Origin of the sequence: Kitasatospora sp. CM 4170, assembly GCF_032110285.1 — a bacterium.
GTDB classification, from domain to species: domain Bacteria; phylum Actinomycetota; class Actinomycetes; order Streptomycetales; family Streptomycetaceae; genus Kitasatospora; species Kitasatospora aburaviensis.
Genome location: NZ_CP134877.1, coordinates 79,285 through 97,423, shown reverse-complemented (window position 1 = coordinate 97,423; position 18,139 = coordinate 79,285). Strand labels below are relative to the sequence as shown.

Below are 18,139 nucleotides of genomic sequence, written 5' to 3'. Positions count from 1 at the left end.
AAAGGCTTGACCGACCGCGGCGGCCGGGGCGACCGACCCTCATCTCACCGGTCGTCCGTGGCACGGGGGCCGGCCGGGGCCGGGGGCCAGGTGTCGGGGGCGAGGGTGCCGTTGACGTAGGCGCGGGCGATCAGGGCGGTGCGGTTGGTGGCGCCCCAGCGGCGGGAGAGGCGGGTGAGGTGGTAGTTGACGCCGTCAGCGGTCAGGCCGACCTCGCCGGCGATCCGGGCGCTCGTGTTGCCGGCGGCGGCCAGGGCGAGGATGCGGGCCTCCAGGGCGCTGGCCCGGGCGGGGCCGGCCGGGGGAGGGGCGGGCGTGGTGTCGGGCCGGTCGTGGGGGCGGACGATCAACAGGAGGTTCAGCGAGGCGTCCGGCTCGTCGCTGACGACGTTGACGGTCATCTCGCCGACCCGGTCGGTGCCGTTGGCCGTCGTCCAGGAGACCTCCACCGGGTAGCGCGAGCGGCGGCGCAGCCGGACGGCCTCGGCGAGCGGGTGGAGGCGGCCCGCGGTGGTCGGACGGAACAGCTCCAGCGCGTTGCGCCGGGCGAGGCGGCCGGGGAGCGTGTCCCATTCCGTGGCGAGGGCGTGGTTGGCGGCGAGGATGGTGCCGTGCGCGTCGCAGAAGGCGAGCGGAAGCGGGATCCGGTCGAACAGCAGCGCGGCCCGGTTGCGCCAGAAGACGGCCTTCCCGTCGAGCTGGACGGCCGATGACGAGGCCGGCGACGAGGCAGGCGCCGCCGGCGGTGCAACAGGTGTCGGGACCTCAGGAGTAACTGACGGCGGGTCGGGCGGGCTGCCCGGCCCGGGCACCGGCCGCGAGAGGGGGCAGCGCTCCTGCTCGGAGGGCTGTCCGGGGTGGTGCATGGCCTCGTGCTCCCGCCTGTTCGTCCGCCGGCCGGCGCCCCGGGTGCGCCGTGGCCCGCCTGGTCCGTTGTCAGAAGGGTCCCGGCCGCGGCCCCGCGTACCGGAACGGTCCGGCCTTGGCAATCCTCGATACCCCGATTCCCCTACAAGAAGTTGTAGCACCCTTCGGATTCCCGACCGGTCGTGCGCGGAAGGTTCAAGACAGCCGCCCGTACCGGCGGTAACCATGCAGATTCCATTGCGAAGGGCAGTACACCCATGGCCGAGACCCCGTCCGACCTGCCGATGCCGAGCGGCGAAGTCGATGGCGTCCCCGTGATCGACGTCTCCGAGACCGGCCTGGGCGCCGTACCCCTGCTGCAGCAGATGGAGCTGGCCCGGCGGAACGGGCCGGCCTTCGTCCAGCGCATCCACGGCCGCGACACGCTGTTCGTCAGCGGACTCGACCTGGTCACCGAGCTCGCCGACGAGCAGCGGTTCACCAAGGCGGTCGGCCCGGCCCTGGTCAACGTGCGCGAGTTCACCGGCGACGGCCTGTTCACCGCCTACAACGACGAGGCCAACTGGGCCAAGGCGCACGACGTCCTGATGCCCGCCTTCGCCCTCGGCTCGATGCGGACCTACCACCCGGTGATGCTCAAGGTCGCCCGGAGGCTCCTCGACTCCTGGGACCGCCACGCCGACGAGGGCACGCCGGTGGCCGTGGCGGACGACATGACCCGGATGACCCTGGACACCATCGGCCTGGCCGGCTTCGGCTTCGACTTCACCTCCTTCGAACGTGCCGAGCCGCACCCCTTCGTGGAGGCGATGGTGCGCTGCCTGGAGTGGGCGATGATCCGCCTCGGCCGGGCGCCCGGAGGCGACCACCGCGCCGTCGACGCGGCGATGCGCGCGGACGCCGACTACCTCGCCGCTGTCGTCGACGAGGTCGTCACGGCCCGGACCGCCGGCAGAGCGCAGCCCGAGCACACCGACCTGCTGGCGCTCATGCTGGAGGCCGTCCACCCGGCCGACGGCACCACGCTGGACGTGGAGAACATCCGCAACCAGGTCATCACCTTCTTGATCGCCGGCCACGAGACCACCTCCGGCGCGCTGTCCTTCGCCCTGTACTACCTGGCCAAGCACCCCGCCGTGCTCCGCCTGGTCCAGCAGGAGGCGGACGAGCTGTGGGGCGACCGGACGGACCCGGAGCCCACCTTCGAGGACATCGGCCGCCTGCGGCTGACCCGCCAGGTCCTCAACGAGGCGCTGCGCCTCTGGCCGACCGCCCCCACCTTCTCGCGCGAGGCCCGGGAGGACACCCTGCTCGGCGGCCGGATCCGGTTGCGGGCCGGCCAGGACGTGCGCGTGGTCGTCCCGATCCTGCACCGGGACCGCACGGCCTGGGGCGACAACCCGGAGGCCTTCGACCCGTTCCGCTTCGCCCCGGCCGCCGAGGCGGCCCGCTCCCCGCACGCGTTCAAGCCCTTCGGCACCGGCGAACGCGCTTGCATCGGAAGGCAGTTCGCGCTCCACGAGGCGACCATGCTGCTCGCGATGCTGGCCCACCGCTACCGGCTGGTCGACCACGCCGACTACCGGCTGACGGTGAAGCAGAGCCTGACCATCAAGCCGAACGCCTTCACCCTCACCGTCGTCCCGCGCACCCCGGAGGACCGCGCCGCGAACCGCGCCGCACTGCGCGCCGGAGGATCGGCGCCCCGCGCCGGAGCACCGGCGCGCGGCACGGACGGCGAGCAGGAGAACGGCACCCACGGCGCCCACCGCACCGACGGCGGACGGCAGGGCTCGGCCGAGCCCGCGGGGCCCACCCGCGTCCGCCCGGGCACCGGCGTGCTGCTCCTGCACGGCTCCAACTACGGCACCTGCCGAGAGTTCGCGGCCCGGCTCGCCGACGCCGCCGCCGAACTCGGCTGCGACACCACCGTCGCCCCGCTCGACGCCTACACCGGCAGGCTGCCGAGCGACCGCCCCGTGGTCATCGCCACCGCCTCCTACAACGGTCAACCCACCGACGACGCGGCCGCGTTCGTCCGCTGGCTGGAGCAGGTCGAGCCCGGCAGCGCCGACGGCGTCCGCTACGCCGTCCTCGGCGTCGGCGACCGCAACTGGACGGCCACCTACCAGCGCATCCCCACCCTCGTCGACGACCGCCTCGCCGCCCTCGGCGCCACCCGGCTCCTGCCGCGCGCCGAGGCCGACGCCTCCGGCGAGCTCACCGGCGCCGTCGACGCCTTCACGGCAGCGCTCCGAACCGCGCTGCTGCACCACCACGGCGACCCGGACACCGGAGCAACGCCCGCGCCCGCGGCCGGGAACGCGGCCGGGACCGCCCACGGCACCCCCGGCTACACCGTCACCGAGCTCGGCGGCACCGCTCTCGACGCGCTGGCCGCGCGCCACGACCTGACCGCGATGACCGTCACCGCGACCGGTCACCTAAGCCGCCCGGACTACCCGCGGGTCAAGCGTCACCTCCGCCTCGCCCTGCCCGACGGCACCGCCTACCGCACCGGCGACCACCTGGTCGTCCTGCCGGCCAACGACCAGGAGCTGGTCGAACGCGCGGCCAAGGTGCTGCGCCTCGACCTCGACGCGGTGCTGAGCATCACCCCGACCCGGCAGCGCCGGGACGGCCTCGCCGTGGACCGGCCGCTCACCGTCCGGGAACTGCTCACCCACCACGTCGAGCTGCAGGACCGGCCGACCGCAGCCCAGCTCGCCGCGCTGGCCGCCCGCAACCCCTGCCCGCCCGAGCAGGCCGCCCTGCGCGCCCTCGCCGACGCGCGGTCGGCGGGCGCGGACGCACCGGCCGATCCGCGCACCCTCCTCGACCTGGTCGAGGACCACCCCGCGCTCCAGAGCGGGGTCCTGACCTGGCCCGTCCTCCTCGACCTGCTCCCCGTCCGCCGCCCCCGGCACTACTCCGTCTCCTCCTCGCCGGCCGCCGACCCGCGCCACGTCGACCTGATGGTCTCCCTCCTCCAGGCGCCCGCCCGCTCGGGCCGCGGCACCTACCGGGGCACCGGCTCCGGCTACCTCGGCGGCCTGCGCCCCGGGGACACCGTGCTCGCCCGGCTCCAGCCCTGCCGCGAGGCCTTCCGGATCGACCACAGCGCCACCACCCCGGTCATCATGGTCGCCGCCGGCACCGGCCTGGCCCCCTTCCGCGGCGCCGTCGCCGACCGGCGCGCCCTGCTCGCCGCCGGTGCCCGACTGGCCACCGCGCTGTGCTACTTCGGCTGTGACGCGCCGGATGCGGACTACCTGCACGCCGAGGAGCTGCGCGAGGCCGAGCGGGCCGGGGCGGTCTCCCTGCGCCCGGCCTTCAGTGAGGCCCCCGTCCGGGGGAGGCGCTTCGTCCAGGACCGGATCGCGGCGGAGGCGGACGAGGTGTGGTCCCTGCTGGAGGCCGGCGCCGAGGTCTACGTCTGCGGCGACGGCGCCCGGATGGCGCCCGGTGTCCGTGCGGCCCTGGAGACCCTCTACCGCGACCGTACGCCGGGTGCGGGCGAGGCGGACGCCCGGGCCTGGCTTCAGGGCCTGATGGTCGAGGGCCGCTACGTCGAGGACGTCTACGCCGGCTGACGCGCGCACAGGGCCGTGCAGCGCACCGGCCCCCGTCGGGGACGGGGGCCGGCGCGTTCGTGAAGGGCTACGGGCACTTCTCGTCGATCTTGTACTGGAGCGCCTTCGGGTAGTCGTGCCGGCTGAGCCGGACGCGGGCCAGGATCGGCGCGTGGTTGATGTCGTTGCCGGCATCGGCGATGTCCGTCAGCAGCGCGTCGAGCTCGGCGTGCGTGGTGAGCTCGAAGCCGTGCATCCGGTCCTTGTCCGTCCCGAACACCTCGGCCAGCTTCTCGTACCGCCACGGGTGCAGCACGTTGTAGAAGTCGGCCCCGTTGGACGGCTTCTCCTTGTAGTAGCAGGGGCTGACCAGCATCTGTTCGATGCCGTAGAAGCCCTCGTTGTCCAGGACGAAGACCACCGGCCGCAGGTGGTGGCGCACCTGGGTGGACAGCTCCTGGCAGATCTCCTGGAACGAGCCGTCCCCGACGAACACCATCGGCCGCTTCATCGGCTGCTGCCGGCCCAGCGCCACGCCGGTGGCCGCGCCGACCGAGTAGCCGATGGACAGCCAGCTGTTCTGGGCGAGGAACCCGGCCCGTTCGGTGATCCGCAGGTTCATCGAGCCGAGCAGCGCGAACGCCGCGTCCGAGACCACCGTGAACGGCGAGGGGGCCTCCGGGTCCCCGCCGGTGGCCCGGTGCTCCAGGAAGTGGTTGACGTGCGCGAAGAAGCTGTCGTACGTCAGCTCGGCCGGATACTCGTCGGAGCTCAGCGAGTCCAGGAAGTCGGCCGTGCTGGCCGGGACGTCCAGGCCCGCCGCGTGGGCCAGCGCGAAGTGGTCGCCCGGGAAGGTCTGTGTGCCAAGCCCTTCGCGCAGGGCCGGGATGAACCGGCCGAGTTGCACCTCGGGGAAGTACTTGGCACCGACGCTCACGCCGCCCCGGGCTGCCACGATCCAGTCGTCGCCGATCGACTGCTCGCCGCCGAGGTTCTTGGACGTGGACCAGGTGCCCAGACCGATCCGGCACCCGGCGTTCTGGAAGGTCTGCCGGATCTGCGGCAGGCTCGCCTTGCCGTTGTAGACGCCGGCGAACAGCGGGTGCCGTTCGGAGACCACGGACTTCGCGCCGACCGTGGTGCAGAACTGCATCCGGGTGAGCTGGACGAAGTCCAGCAGCTCGTCCTCCAGCCGCTGGCGGACGAGCTCCTCGCCGGCCCAGACGATCGGTGTGCCGAGCCGCCTGATCAGCTCCACCGCCGCGGCGACCGCCTTGTCCAGCATCTGCTTGTTCCGCTCGGTGAACGGCCGCTCGTGAGCGCGGAGTTCACCCTGCGGAGCCGCGCACGGCGCGTGCCAGAGGTCCTCCATCACCTCCAGGTAGACGGGCTTGCGCTCGGTCAGGCACGCGGTGATCGCGCTGTCGATCTGCGAGGGCGCGAGCCCCGGGTTGGAGAGCACCTGGGCGTCCACCGTGACCTGGCGGTAGACGTCGAGGTTGCTCTCCCGGCGCGGGCTCATGTGCGAGGTGAGCAGGCCGACGGCCTGCTGGTTGAGCCACTGCTCGTACGAGGGCGCCGCGTTGATCGCGATCAGCGGCACGTCCTCGACGTACGCGCCGCCGATGGTGTTGAGCAGGCTGAACGCGCCCACCCCGTAGGTCACCGCGACGGCGCCGACGCCGTGTTCGCCCTTGCCCGGGTCGGCGTCGGCGGCCCGCACCCGGGCGTAGCCGTCCGCGGCGTAGCCGCCGCCCATCTCGGTCGGGGTGCCGACCCAGCGCACCCCGGTGGTCTCGTGCATGATCGTCAGGAACGGGCCGAGGAAGTCGCCCGGCACCCCGAAGAGGTGCCGGATGCCCAGCTGCTCAAGCCTGGTGGCCAGGTAACGGGCCACCGTCCATTCGGCGTTGCCGCTCATCGGCTCAGCTCCTCAGGCCGGCTCTCCTGCCGGCTCTCCTGCCGGCTCTCCTGCCGGCTCTCCCGGCGGCTCTCCCGGCGGACCTGAACCTCGGGCCGGACCTCCGGTTCCGCGGCGGGCAGCGGCGGGGGCGCCTCGTGCACGGCGATGGCCGCCCGGACGGCGGTCTCCACCGCGCCCTCGATCCACGCGTGCTTGAGCGAGACGTGCTCGCCGGCGAAGTACACCGGGCCCTCCGGCTTGACCACGTCGAGGTGGAAGCTGGTCATCTGGTGCGGGGTGTACACCGCCGCCTCACCGAAGGCGTACGGGTCGCGCAGCCAGCTCTGGGTCTTCCCGTAGCCGGTGTAGAACACCTCGATCCGCCGGCCGTGCACCGACTGGAGGTTGCGCAGCGCGTAGACGTACCGCTCGGCGTCCTCCATGGAGTCCCAGCGCACCGCGTCGTCCGACCAGCTGTAGCTGGCCAGGACGACCCCGCCGCCCTCGCCGTCGGGCACCGGGTGCGAGGGGTAGTACATGAAGCGGTTGGGGTTGTCGGTGGTCGAGCCGCCGCCGAAGCAGTTGGTGGCGGGGCGCACGCTCGCTCGCAGGAGCGGGGTGTTCTGGTAGACGTCCCGCTGGGCCTGGCTGATGCGGCGCTCGTCGACGCTCGTGTGCGCGCCGAGCAGCATGTCCGGCAGGTTGCGCGGGGGCCGGTGGCCGTTGTGGGCGGCGGCCACGGCCGCCTCGGCGTCGTCCTCGCCGGCCCGCTGGTAGTACTCGTACAGGCCGGGTGCGATGGAGTCGAGTTCGACCTTCCAGTCCGCCTCGGTGAACTCCCACCAGCGGCGGGAGAACTCCAGCAGCACCTTGGTGGCCTGGTCGTAGTGGGTCTCGATGATCGCCCGGCGCTTCTTGTAGGAGAACGGGGGCGTCACCTGGACGAACCGCAGGGCGGAGAACGGGACCGTGATGATCGCGAAGTCGCCCTTCCAGACGGTGGGTTCGGCCTCCGGATCGTCCTCGGGGACGGTCTGGACGGCGACCTGCGGCCCGATCGGGCCGACGTTGCGGGCCCCTCCGCCGTCCCGGCGCGGGTCCCAGTACTCCATCCGGATCATCCGCTCGCCCATCCGCAGCTCCTCCCGGAGCTCCGCGGCGAGCACGTCGGGCAGCTTCCAGCTGCCGCCCTCGATCTCCCAGTAGGTGGCCTTCGGGTCGATGTCGCTGCGGCCCAGGAAGGTGTGGAAGAAGGCCAGGTGCAGCCGCGAGGTCATGTTCTCGATGGTGCCGATCGCCTCGATGGCCTCGTCGCTGAAGCCCGCGTACTCGCGCAGGAAGCGGCCCATCGAGTACCCGTCGAAGTCGCGGATCACCCGGGCCCAGCCGTCCAGCCACTCGGCGAACGGCTTGTTCACCCGCTTGCCGTCCTTGATCACGGAGTAGTAGTCGCGGACCGGCTCCAGTGCCTGGTTGACCATGTCGGCGGCGGTGATCCGCACCTCGTCGCCGGTGAGGTGGAAGCCCTCGTTGATGCAGCTCGGGTCGGCGGCGTACTCCTTGCGGCGGGCCTGGAGCCGGTTGGTGCGGATCCAGGAGTTGAAGCGCTTGACCGGCTCGCGGAAGTCCGGGCTGTCGGCGCCGTACTTCCACACCTTGCCGGGCTCGAAGGACTCGTAGACCACCGGCGGGACGGGCGCGTTCTGGTTGCCGGTGTCCGGGTCGACGTCGACGTTGAAGAACAGCTGCCGGCGCAGGCCGAGGCTGTCGACCAGGGCCAGCGTGAGCGGGTGGAAGCTGGGCAGCCGCATCGCCCCGGCCTCCGCGTACTGCTCCGGGTCGTAGAACGGCGTGTCGGCGTCGAGGTCGTTGGCGCGGAAGGTCTTGATCCGCCCGCCCACCCGGCTGGCGTTGGCCTCCAGGATGGTGACCTTGTGTCCGGCGTCCTTGAGCAGCTTCCCGGCGACCAGGCCCGCGATGCCCGCGCCGACGATCAGCACGTCCTTGGGCTCGTCCGTCTCCGGGATGCCGTCCTTGATCAGGACGTCGAGGTAACGCAGCTTCCGGTCCTTGTCGTCCGGACCGACGAGCAGCAGCTCGCGCGCCAGCTGTTGGCAGGTCTGCCAGCGGGCGCGGTCGTCGGCCGTGCCCGCGATGACGGGGTTGTCCATGGTGTCTCCTCGCGGCGTGCGGCGGTCAGGACCCGACCGGCTTGTTGGGGAGGTCCTTGCCCTCGGCGAGGAGGCGCAGGGTGCTGATCGAGGGGGTGAAGGCGTAGAGCGCGCCGGTGGTGCGGACGAAGCGCTTCATGTCGACCGTGCCGGAGGTGCCGTCCGCGAGCCCGATCTCGGCCTTGCCGGCGAGGCCGATGACCTTGTCGAGGCCGTTGGGGACGTGCGGGGCGCCCGACGGGTCCCCGGGAGGGAAGTTCGGGTCGTTGGCCCAGTGCTGCTGGACCAGCTCGAACTGCATCTCCAGCGAGGTGCCGTAGCAGACGAACATCAGCCCGCGGTCCTTGCCGTCGTCCGCGCCGCCCTGGAACTCCGGGCCGTACGGGATGCCCCGGCGCATCAGGCGGTGGCTCTTCGGCTTGTCGTCGCCGATGCCGGCGAAGGCGCGCGGGTGGGTGCGGCGGATGTGCGCGACCCAGGGGGTGTGCTGGCCGATCGGGTCGTTCTCGTAGTCGAAGTCGTTGCGGTCGGAGCCGAGGCCGGTCACGGTGCCGGTCGGCGGGGCGAGCGGCGTACCGTCCTTCGCGCGGCCGACCAGGCAGGCGCCGAGCCGGTTGGGGTCCATCGTCCCGGTGAAGTTCTTGACGCCCTCCACCACGGCCTTGTTCCAGCCCGCGACGTCCTGACGCAGCCGGCGCACCACCTGGAGCGAGCCGTTCTTCATCCAGGCGGGCGCCTTCCGGTCGCCCGCCTCGCTCTTGTGGCCGAAGACGAACTCGCCGGGTTCGATCAGCTCGGTCCCGGCGTGGTTGTCGCGGACGCCCTTGCTCTCCGGGTCCTCCCGGTGGAAGTCCTTCACGCCGGGCTGGGAAATGCCGTCCTTGTAGCCGAAGTGCTCGTGTCCCCTCAGCGGGCCCGTCAGGGTGCGGCCCTGGTCCACGTGGACGCGGGTGATCTGGTGCGCGTTCTCGACCGCGTCCAGGTTCTTCAGCTTCTCCTTCAGCAGCTCCTCGGTGTCCGCGGCGACGATGAGGACGGCGTGCACGACCTTGTCGCCCGCCCCGGCGCCGAACAGCCAGTGCTTGGGGTCGCTCTCGTCGGCGTCCCCGAGGGCCTGGGCCCGTGCGGCCGCGCCCGCGCAGAACGCCGGGAAGCCGGCGAGGTCCTTCTTGACCTGGTCGGGATTGCTGGCGACGGTCACCAGGCCCTCGAAGGTGAGCGAGACCCCGCAGCGGACGGTCGTGAGGGCGGGGTCGCGGCCGAAGGCCCGGCGGGCCAGCGAGAACTGCTCGTTGAAGTCCTCGGTCTCGTTGGTCGTCGCGACGGTGTTGAGGATCGCGGAGAGCCAGCCGCGACCCTTGGCGGCGTCCGGGAAGTGCAGGTAGCGGAAGTCCGTGAAGTCCTTGTTGAACGCCGCCAGGATGTTGCCCTGGATGTCGGTGTTCGTGCGCAGCTTCGGCTGGGGCAGCTGCTCGATGGCCGGCACGGTGGTGGGACGGGTGGGGGTCGTGGTCACGCTCGGGCTCCTCGCGGTGGGTAACAGGCAGGAGCTGTCACGAGACGTGACAGCATCACCACCCAACGTAGCTTCGCCGTCGAGAGTGCTGTCAACCGGAGGTCAGCCTCCCGACGGGCTCACACTGCGTCACCGGGGAGTTCCGGGGGCGGGGGCCTGCGCGTGCGGTGCGGCCCCGCCGCCGGAGCCGGTCGGCCCGGCTTTGCGTGCCGGCAGGCTCGGCCTGCACCGGCGGGCCCCGGCCGGTCGCTCGGTCGGCCCGGCGCGGAGGGCCCGCGGCCGCTCCCGTCAGCCGCGGCGGGAGACGGCGACGCCGGCCAGGCAGAGGGCGCCGCCCGCCAGGGTCAGTGTCCCGGGCGCCTCGCCGAGCAGCGTCCACGCCATCAGCACCACCAGGGCCGGGACGGAGTACGTCGTCGCGCCCATCCGGCCCGCCGTCGTGCGGGAGAGCGCGTACGCCCAGGTGGTGAACGCCAGCGCGGTCGGGAACAGGCCCAGGTACACCACGTTCAGGGTCGCGGACACCGGAGCGTCCGCGAGGTCCGCGACCAGCTGCGGCGCGAACGGCAGGCAGGCCACCGCGCCGATCAGGCAGCCGAAGGTCGTCGCCTGGAGCGGCGTGGCGTGCCGCAGGGCCGGCTTCTGGCTCACCACGCCCCCCGCGTACACCGCGGCCGCCAGCAGGCAGAGCAGGATGCCGACCACCGAGCTGCCGCCCCCGCTCGACATGGAGAAGCCGACGACCACCGCCCCGCCCAGTGAGACGGCCATCCCGGTCAGCAGCTTGGTCGGGAAGCCCTCCTTGAGCAGCCAGCCGCCCAGCAGCGCGATCAGGACCGGCCCGATGCCGACCAGCATGGCGGCCGTCCCGGCGTCGACCTGCTTCTCACCCCAGTTCAGCGCGACCATGTAGAGCCCGAACCAGAGCACGCCCGAGGCGGCTATGCCCGGCCAGGCCGCCCGCGGCGGCAGCCCCTCCCGCCGGTACACCAGCAGCGCGAGCAGTGCCACCGCCCCCACCAGCAGCCGGCCCAGCGCGAGCGCCCCCGGCCCGAAGTGCGCACCGGCGCTGCGGATCGCCACGAACGCGGACGCCCAGAGCACCACCGTCGTGGAAGCGGCCGCCAGTGTCTTGCCGTCGATTCGGGTCGTGCCCGCCACAGAGAGATCCATGTCGGTGAACCTATGCCCTGCACGCTTCGGCCCCCACCGAAATATCCCGGGCGGGCCCGCCGGTCTCACCGGGCGCGCACCGGATCGCCTCGCCCGGCGGCGTCACCCGGCGGCCTCACCCGGCCGTTCGCGCCCGCCGGACGGTCAGCATGTCCTGGGTGTGGCCGATGACGTAGCCGCCGTCCGGCCGGGCGAAGTGGTGCCGGACGTAGGCGGTCAGCTCGCCCCGGTCCGGCAGCGGGTCCATGGCGGCCAGGTCGGCCACGTTCACCATGAACTCCGCGACGTCCACCGCCTCGTCGAGGCGGTCGGTCCGGTAGTGGAGGCCGAGCGTCTCCAGCGCGTACTCGTGGGCCGGCTCGCGCTCGCGCAGGCCGTCGGCCAGCGGCCGCAGGTCGTAGCGGACGCCGGTGAAGTGCGCGGCCATCCGCATGCAGGGGCTCTCCGGGTTCTGGAGCACCACCAGGAGCGTTCCACCGGGCGCCGTCCAGCCCAGGACCCGGCCGACCATCGGCAGCCACTCCGCCGCCGGCACGTAGTACAGCACGTGCGAGAGGTGGACGAGGTCCGCCGGCTCGGGCGGCTGCGCACGGTCGATCGGTTCGGGCAGCACCAGCGCCTCGGGGCAGGCCGAGCGGAGCTTCTCGCGCATCGCCGCGCTGGGTTCGACGGCCACCGTGCGCTCGAAGTGGCGCGCGAGGTGCGCGGTGGTCCGGCCCTCGCCCGCACCCACGTCCAGCAGTACCCGGCGGTGCTCCAGCCCGGCGACGACCTCGCTCAGCCGGGCGTGGGTGAGCGGCTTCTCGTCCGTCCCGGCGAGGAACAGCTCGAAGGCCCGCCGGTACGCGGGGCCGGACACGTCCAGCACCTGCACCGGGCCGGAATCCACGGTCCCTGCTTCCACGGGAATGCCCCCTCTTCGACGGTCCGCGCTGCCGGGCCATTGCAGCGCGAACCGGCGCGTCCGCGGTGCAGTGACGTTCCTGCCCGCGTGTTGCCCGGTGCCCCGACGGTGGAACGGCCGCCGCCCCGTGCCGGTCGAAGGCGCGGGGCGGCGGTCTGTCGAAGCGCGGTCAGCGGTGGCCGAGGCACTGCTCCAGCTCGTTGAGGTCGTAGAAGTGGCTGCCCCGGGTGACGGGCTTGCAGGAGGCCTTGAAGGCGGTCTCCTTCTCGTTGTAGAGCATCCGCACGAGGTGGCTGGCCGGCTTGCCGTCGGAGGGCTTGTTCGCGTAGAGGTCCCACTGGATGTTCGCGCCCATCGGGGAGACGTCGGCTCCGCGCCACGGGTTGTTCCGGTAGGTGTACGGCGTCCCGGGCTCGGCGGGCTCGGTGCTCCTGGGCAGGCCCATCAGCGCGGCGAGCGGCTCGATCTCCTCGGCGTGGGTGAAGCGCAGGACCGCGCCCTTGTCGCTGGAGCCGTCCGCCTTCGCCCGGGCCTCGGCGAGGAGGTCGTCGAGGAGGACGCCGGCCATCCGGTAGGTGATCGTGCGTCCGCTGAAGCCGGGGCCCTTCTGGTAGAACTCCTCGGCGTCGTCCAGGTACGCGAACCACTGGGCGTCGCGCGGGGCGAGGAAGCGCGAAAGGTCGACGCCCGGCGCCTCGACGCTGAGGTCCGGCGCCGCGGCGAAGAGCTGGTGGAGCGAGCGCGCGAAGGAGACCTGCGCGGCTGCCGGGAGAGCGGCGACGAAGTCGCCGTGGAACAGGCGGGCGACGACGCGGTGCGCCGCCTCGGCGGTGCGGGGGTCGGCGTCGATCCCGGCGAGCACCGCGGCCAGGTCCGGGTCGCCCGCCAGGTAGGCCTGGTAGTCGGCGTTCTGCGGCTGCTTGTGGAAGTACAGCAGGTTCTTGTCGGTGACCGGGGCCTTGATCACGCCCGCCAGCGCCGGATCCCCCGCGGTCAGGCCGCGGGTGAAGGCCTCGGCGCTCGCCACGGTGCGCGCCACGCCCGACGTCTCTACGACGATGGGCTCGTGCTCGGCGGCGATCCTCCCGAACAGGGACGGAAGGCGCTGCTCCATGCGCAGCGCGGTCTCGCGGTGCTCCTGCGCTCCGCGCGCGGAGAGGTTGCCGTAGCCGAGGGCCGACGCCGCGTCAAGGAGCGACTGCACCTGCGGGCCCAGTTCCCCGCCGAGGTCGGTGAGGGCGCCCTGCTGCTCGGCCTGCCGCAGCAGGGCGAGCACCGCTTCGCCGTCCTCGCCGTCCGACATGGCCCGGGAGCCGTGACGGGCGACGTTCTCGGTGAACACCGGGCTGAAGCCCTTGGGCGGCTTCTGGTAGTGGCTCGGCCTCTCCTGCGGTGCGTACGGGGTCTTCGTGCCGTACAGGTCCCGGACGGCGTGGGGAGGACCGGTCAGGTCCCGCGCGGAAGCGGTTCCGGTGGCACACAGCACGCCGACCGTCAGCGGGACGGTCATGGCGGCGGAGAGGAGAGCGGTGCGCTTCAACGCGGGTCCTTCGGTCGCGGCTGGCTACTGCTGGGTAGCTTCGGTCGCCCACAGGATCGCGCGGCGACGGGAATCGCCACCGACGCCGGACTGTGAACCGGGTGAAGGGCGGCTTAACGATGATGCGCACGCCGCCCGTTGGCGGGGCCGCGCGCGCCGGGCCCCGCGCGCCGGGGCTCCGGCGGGCCCGGAGCGGGTGCTCGCGGCGCCCCGCCGGGCCGGCCTCCCCGGCTTCCATTGGTGTACGCACTATCCTTCAGGCGGCGCCGGCCCGCGTGGCCGCCACCGGCCCCGTGCTGCGCGGCGCCCGAGTCGACCCGTCCCACGGAAGGCCTGTGATGCCAGCTCAACTCCCCACCACCATCGACGCGGTGATCGCCCGTATGGAGGAGGTCGACGCCGAGCTCGACCCCCGCGACGGCGTGGCCTGCTTCAACCGCGTCTACCTGAAGGTGACGAAACTGGTCAAGGAGCACGTCACCGTCGGCACGTTCAAGGACAATGCGTTCCTGGAGCGGATGGACGTGATCTTCGCGGGCCACTACCTGCAGAACGTCGACGCGGCCAGGGCCGGCCGCCGGGTCGACATCCCCTGGCAGCCGCTCTTCGCGGCACGCGGCAACCGGGTCATCTGGCCGATCCAGTTCGCCCTGGCGGGCATGAACGCCCACATCAACCACGACCTCGCCCTGGCCGTCGTCGAGACCTGCAAGGAGCGGAACACCGCGCCCGAGGTCCCGCCGGTGCACGAGGACTTCGAGAAGGTCAACGACCTGCTGGCCAGTGTGGAGGCGGGGATCCGCGCCGAGTTCGAGCTGCAGATCGTCAAGATCGCCACCGGGCCCGCCGAGGACCTCAAGCACGCCGTCAGCTCGTTCAGCATCTCGACGGCGCGTGAGACGGCCTGGGTCAACGCCACCCAGCTCTGGGCCGCGCGGAACAACCCCGCCCAGTACTCCTTCCACCTCACCGCCATCGCCGGGGGCGTGAACGCCACCGGCACCATGATCCTCGCCCCGGTCGTGCCGCCGCCGGCCGGCTGACGAGGGCGCGCGGCGGGGGTGGCGGGGGCGCCCACCCGCCGGCGCTGTCATCGGCCTCCGAGGTCCCGGCCGGGACCTCGGAGGCCGATGTCGCGCCCGGGCGCCGGCGAGGCCGAACCGGCCTGCGGGGCTCCGGCGGCCGGGGGCGCCCAACTCGCTCGCCTTCAGCCCCGCGTCCGGCCCGGCGCCCGCGCCTCCCTCCGCCCTGCCGCGCGCCTCTGCCGCTCGCGGCCGGCGGGTGACGAAAGGCCAGCGCCCGTCAACGTCGCGGCAAAACCGGCCGGGTCGGTGTAAGGCACGTGTCAAGGAGCAGCGCCACGGCGGGGTGGCGGGGGTGCACTGGAGCTGCGGGCGGAAGCCGTCGGGGCGATCCGCCCAGTGAAGCAACCCGCGCCGTCCTCTCCCACCAGAGCAGGAGCACTGCCCCATGACGACCACTGCCGCAGCCGCCACGTCCACGCCGGCCACGCCGGCCACGCCGGCCACGCCGGCCGCGCTCCCGGCCCCCGTCCCGGGCCCGGCCCCCTTCCCGCCTGCCGGCCGCCCGTCCGCTCCGGTCACCCCGTCCGCGTCGGCGGGCCCGTCCGCCGGGGCGCTCGGCAGCCCGTGGCCCTCCTCGGCCCGGCCCGGTGCCGCCGGCGAGCTGCTGATCGGCGGCGTCGGTCTGGCGGAGGCCGCCGACCGCTTCGGCACCCCGCTGTACGTGCTCGACGAGGACGAGGTCCGGGGCCGCGCCCGGGCCTACCGCCGCGCCCTGCCGAAGGCCGAGGTCTTCTACGCCGCCAAGGCGTTCCTGTGCAGCGCGATGGCCGACTGGATCGCCGAGGAGGGGCTCGGCCTGGACGTCTGCTCGGCCGGCGAGCTGCGCCTCGCCACCGCCGCGGGGTTCCCGCCGGAGCGGATCCTGTTGCACGGCAATGCCAAGACCCCGGAGGAGCTCCGGCTCGCCCGCCGGCTGCGGGTCGGCCGGCTCGTCGTCGACAGCCTCTCCGAGATCCCCCGCCTGGCCGCCCTCGCCGTCGCCGACGCCCCGCAGCGCGTGCTGGTGCGGGTGGTGCCGGGCGTCGCCGCGGGGCACCACAGCGCCGTCCGGACCGGCGTCGACGGGCAGAAGTTCGGCTTCCGGATCGCCGGCGGCGACGCGGCCGAGGCGGTCGACCGCGTCCTCGCCCAGCCCGGCCTCGAACTCACCGGCCTGCACTGCCACCTCGGCTCCCAGATCACCGACACCGAGCCCTACCGCACCGCCCTGGACCGCCTCGTCGAGTTGCTGGCCGGCATCCGCGACCGGCACGGGGTCGAGCTGCCCGAGCTGGACCTCGGCGGCGGCCACGGCGTCCGGTACCGCCCGCAGGACGAGGAGCTGGACCCCGCCCGGTTCGCCGCCGGGACCACCGCGCACCTCGCCGCCCGCTGCGCCGAACGCGGCCTCGCCGTGCCCAGGCTGCTCGTCGAACCCGGTCGGGCGATCGCGGCACCCGCCGCGGTCGCGGTCTACCGCGTGCTCGCGGTGAAGCACACCGCCGACGGCCGGGCCTACGCCGCCGTCGACGGCGGCATGAGCGACAACCCCCGCCCCGCCCTCTACGGCTCCGCGTACGACGTCCGTCCGGTCGGCCGGCCCACCGCGGGCACTGCGACGGGGGTCTTCGACGTCGTCGGCCGGCACTGCGAGGCCGGCGACGTCCTGGTCCGCGGCGCGCGGCTCCCCGCCGACCTGCGGCCCGGCGACCTCCTCGCCGTTCCCGCGGCGGGGGCGTACCAGCTCTCGATGGCCTCCGGCTACAACCTGGTCGGCCGGCCCCCGGTGGTGGCCGTCCGTGACGGTCGGGCCCGCCTGCTGCTCCGGCGCGAGACGGTGGAGGACTTCCGCGCCCGCGAGGTCGGCCGCTGACGCCGGGTCACCCCACGTGCCCGGCCGCGCCGGCCCGGCGCAGGGTGACCCGGCGTCACCGGGGGAGTGCGGCCCAGGCCGCGGCGAGGCGGCCGACCAGGGCGGCAGCGGTGTCCGGGACGAAGGAGAACGGCAGCCGGAGGTGGTCGTCGTGGGCACCGGTCGGGTCCATGGTGGCGCCCGGGACGACCTCCGCGCCGTACCGCAGGGCCAGTTGCGCGTAGACCCGTGCGTCGGTGCCGGCGGGGAGCCGGATCCACAGCACGGAGCCGCCCTGCGGGGGCTGCCAGCGCCACTCGGGGAGGTGTTCGGCGAGCAGCCGCGCCATGGTGGCGAGCCGCTCCTGCCGGAGCCGCTCCCGATCGGGGGCGAAGGCGGCGAGGGTGGGGAGCAGCCGCGCGGCGAGGGCCTGGTCGAGCAGCGGGCTGCCGAGGTCGTCGAGGGCCTTGAGCCGGGCCAGGCGGGCCACGGCCCCCCGCGGCGCGCGGATCCAGCCGATCCGCAGGCCGCCCCAGACCGCCTTGGCCAACGAACCCACCGTCACCACGGTGCCGCCGGCGGGGTGCGCGGCGATAGCCGGCGGGGCCTGCCCGGGTGCGAGGGCCGCCGCGTGGGCGCTGTCCTCCAGGATCGGCACGCCGTGCTCGGCCGCGAGTTCGGCCACCCGGCGCCGGCGGCCGGCGGACATCAGGGTACCGGTGGGGTTGTGGAAGGTCGGCATGACGTAGAGCAGCGCGGGCCGGTGCTCGGCCAGCGCGGCGGCGAGCCGGTCGATCCGGATGCCGTCGGAGTCGAGTCCGACGCCGACCAGCCGTGAGCCGGTCGCCCGGAGGACGTCCAGGCAGCCCGGCCACCCCGGGGACTCCACGACCGCCGTCGCGCCGCGTCCGAGGAGGAGCCGGGCGGTCAGGGTGACGGCCTGGGTGGCGCCGGTGGTCACCACCACCTGGTCCGGCGTCGTCGGCAGGCCGTGCGCGCCGTGGTGGTCGGCGATCGCCGCCCGCAGCGCGGGCAGCCCGGCCGGGTGGTAGCCGGCGTCGCGGAGCAGCTCGGGCAGGTCCTCGCGGACGAGGTCGAGCAGCGCCCGGCCCAGGTCCGGCCCGCCGGCCTCGGCCGCCTGCCCCAGCGAGATGACGTCCGGAGGCTGCGTCAGCAGTCGCTGGATCACCGCGGTGGCCTGGCCACCGGGCACCCGCCCGTCCGGCGGGGTCCGGTGGGCGGCGGCGCCCCGCGCCACCCGGGTGCCGCTGCCCCGCGTGGTCTCGACCAGTCCCGAGCCGCGCAGCGCGTCGTAGGCGGCGACCACCGTCGCCCGGCTGACGGCGAGCGCGTCGGCGAGCGGGCGCTCGGGCGGCAGGCGGTCACCGGGGCGCAGGTCCCCGGACCGTACGGCCCGGACGAACGCGTCGGTGAGCCGCCGGTACAGCGGCCCCCCGGCCGAACTCCAGTCCCCCAGCAGGTCGATCAGCTCGGCGGGTTCCGACGTCCCCCGATTCCGGTCCACTTTCCCCTCCATTGGCACGGGCGGACGAGCCGCCGCCGAACGAGGCTAACGG

General features: G+C 73.7%; 11 protein-coding genes. 3 read left to right on the top strand and 8 right to left on the bottom strand.

The features are described 5' to 3' along the window. Positions 1-44 precede the first annotated feature (44 nt). A complete protein-coding gene (locus tag RMN57_RS00390) occupies positions 45-866 on the bottom strand; it encodes a LuxR C-terminal-related transcriptional regulator (RefSeq protein ID WP_313761303.1) in 822 nt (273 codons plus the stop codon). A 258-nt stretch (positions 867-1,124) separates the two neighbouring features. On the opposite strand from RMN57_RS00390, the gene RMN57_RS00385 reads away from it, so the two are divergent. Beyond that, complete coding sequence (locus RMN57_RS00385) at positions 1,125-4,460, top strand: cytochrome P450 (RefSeq protein ID WP_313761302.1); 3,336 nt, start codon at positions 1,125-1,127, stop codon at positions 4,458-4,460. 67 nt (positions 4,461-4,527) lie between these two features. Here the strand turns inward: RMN57_RS00385 and RMN57_RS00380 are convergent, their stop codons facing one another. From RMN57_RS00380 to RMN57_RS00355, 6 genes are all read right to left on the bottom strand, one after another. Continuing rightward, complete coding sequence (locus RMN57_RS00380) at positions 4,528-6,360, bottom strand: thiamine pyrophosphate-binding protein (protein WP_313761301.1); 1,833 nt, start codon at positions 6,358-6,360, stop codon at positions 4,528-4,530. Continuing rightward, positions 6,357-8,513: an FAD-dependent oxidoreductase gene (locus tag RMN57_RS00375; protein WP_313761300.1), complete on the bottom strand. Its 2,157-nt coding sequence runs from the start codon at positions 8,511-8,513 to the stop codon at positions 6,357-6,359. The genes RMN57_RS00380 and RMN57_RS00375 overlap by 4 nt, the downstream gene beginning before the upstream one ends. Before the next feature lie 25 nt (positions 8,514-8,538). Then, on the bottom strand, positions 8,539-10,029 hold the full coding sequence (locus RMN57_RS00370) for a Dyp-type peroxidase (protein WP_313761299.1): 1,491 nt from the start codon (positions 10,027-10,029) through the stop codon (positions 8,539-8,541). A 288-nt stretch (positions 10,030-10,317) separates the two neighbouring features. Further along, complete coding sequence (locus RMN57_RS00365) at positions 10,318-11,202, bottom strand: DMT family transporter (protein ID WP_313761298.1); 885 nt, start codon at positions 11,200-11,202, stop codon at positions 10,318-10,320. A gap of 115 nt (positions 11,203-11,317) precedes the next feature. Beyond that, positions 11,318-12,106, bottom strand: coding sequence for a class I SAM-dependent methyltransferase (locus tag RMN57_RS00360; RefSeq protein WP_313761297.1), 789 nt, complete (start codon positions 12,104-12,106; stop codon positions 11,318-11,320). Positions 12,107-12,275: 169 nt separating this feature from the next. Further along, positions 12,276-13,646 carry a histidine-type phosphatase gene (locus tag RMN57_RS00355; RefSeq protein WP_313761296.1) on the bottom strand — a complete coding sequence of 457 codons (1,371 nt, stop codon included), beginning with the start codon at positions 13,644-13,646 and terminating at the stop codon, positions 12,276-12,278. Positions 13,647-13,984: 338 nt separating this feature from the next. Between RMN57_RS00355 and RMN57_RS00350 the strand changes: the two genes are divergently transcribed. Beyond that, positions 13,985-14,689 (top strand): DUF5995 family protein, encoded by a 705-nt coding sequence (locus tag RMN57_RS00350; RefSeq protein WP_313761295.1) that lies wholly within the window; start codon positions 13,985-13,987, stop codon positions 14,687-14,689. Positions 14,690-15,116: 427 nt separating this feature from the next. After that, positions 15,117-16,583 carry a diaminopimelate decarboxylase gene (lysA, locus tag RMN57_RS00345; protein ID WP_313761294.1) on the top strand — a complete coding sequence of 489 codons (1,467 nt, stop codon included), beginning with the start codon at positions 15,117-15,119 and terminating at the stop codon, positions 16,581-16,583. A gap of 55 nt (positions 16,584-16,638) precedes the next feature. Here lysA and RMN57_RS00340 read toward each other — a convergent pair whose 3' ends face one another. Continuing rightward, positions 16,639-18,087: a PLP-dependent aminotransferase family protein gene (locus RMN57_RS00340; RefSeq protein ID WP_313761293.1), complete on the bottom strand. Its 1,449-nt coding sequence runs from the start codon at positions 18,085-18,087 to the stop codon at positions 16,639-16,641. Between the last annotated feature and the right edge of the window lie 52 nt (positions 18,088-18,139).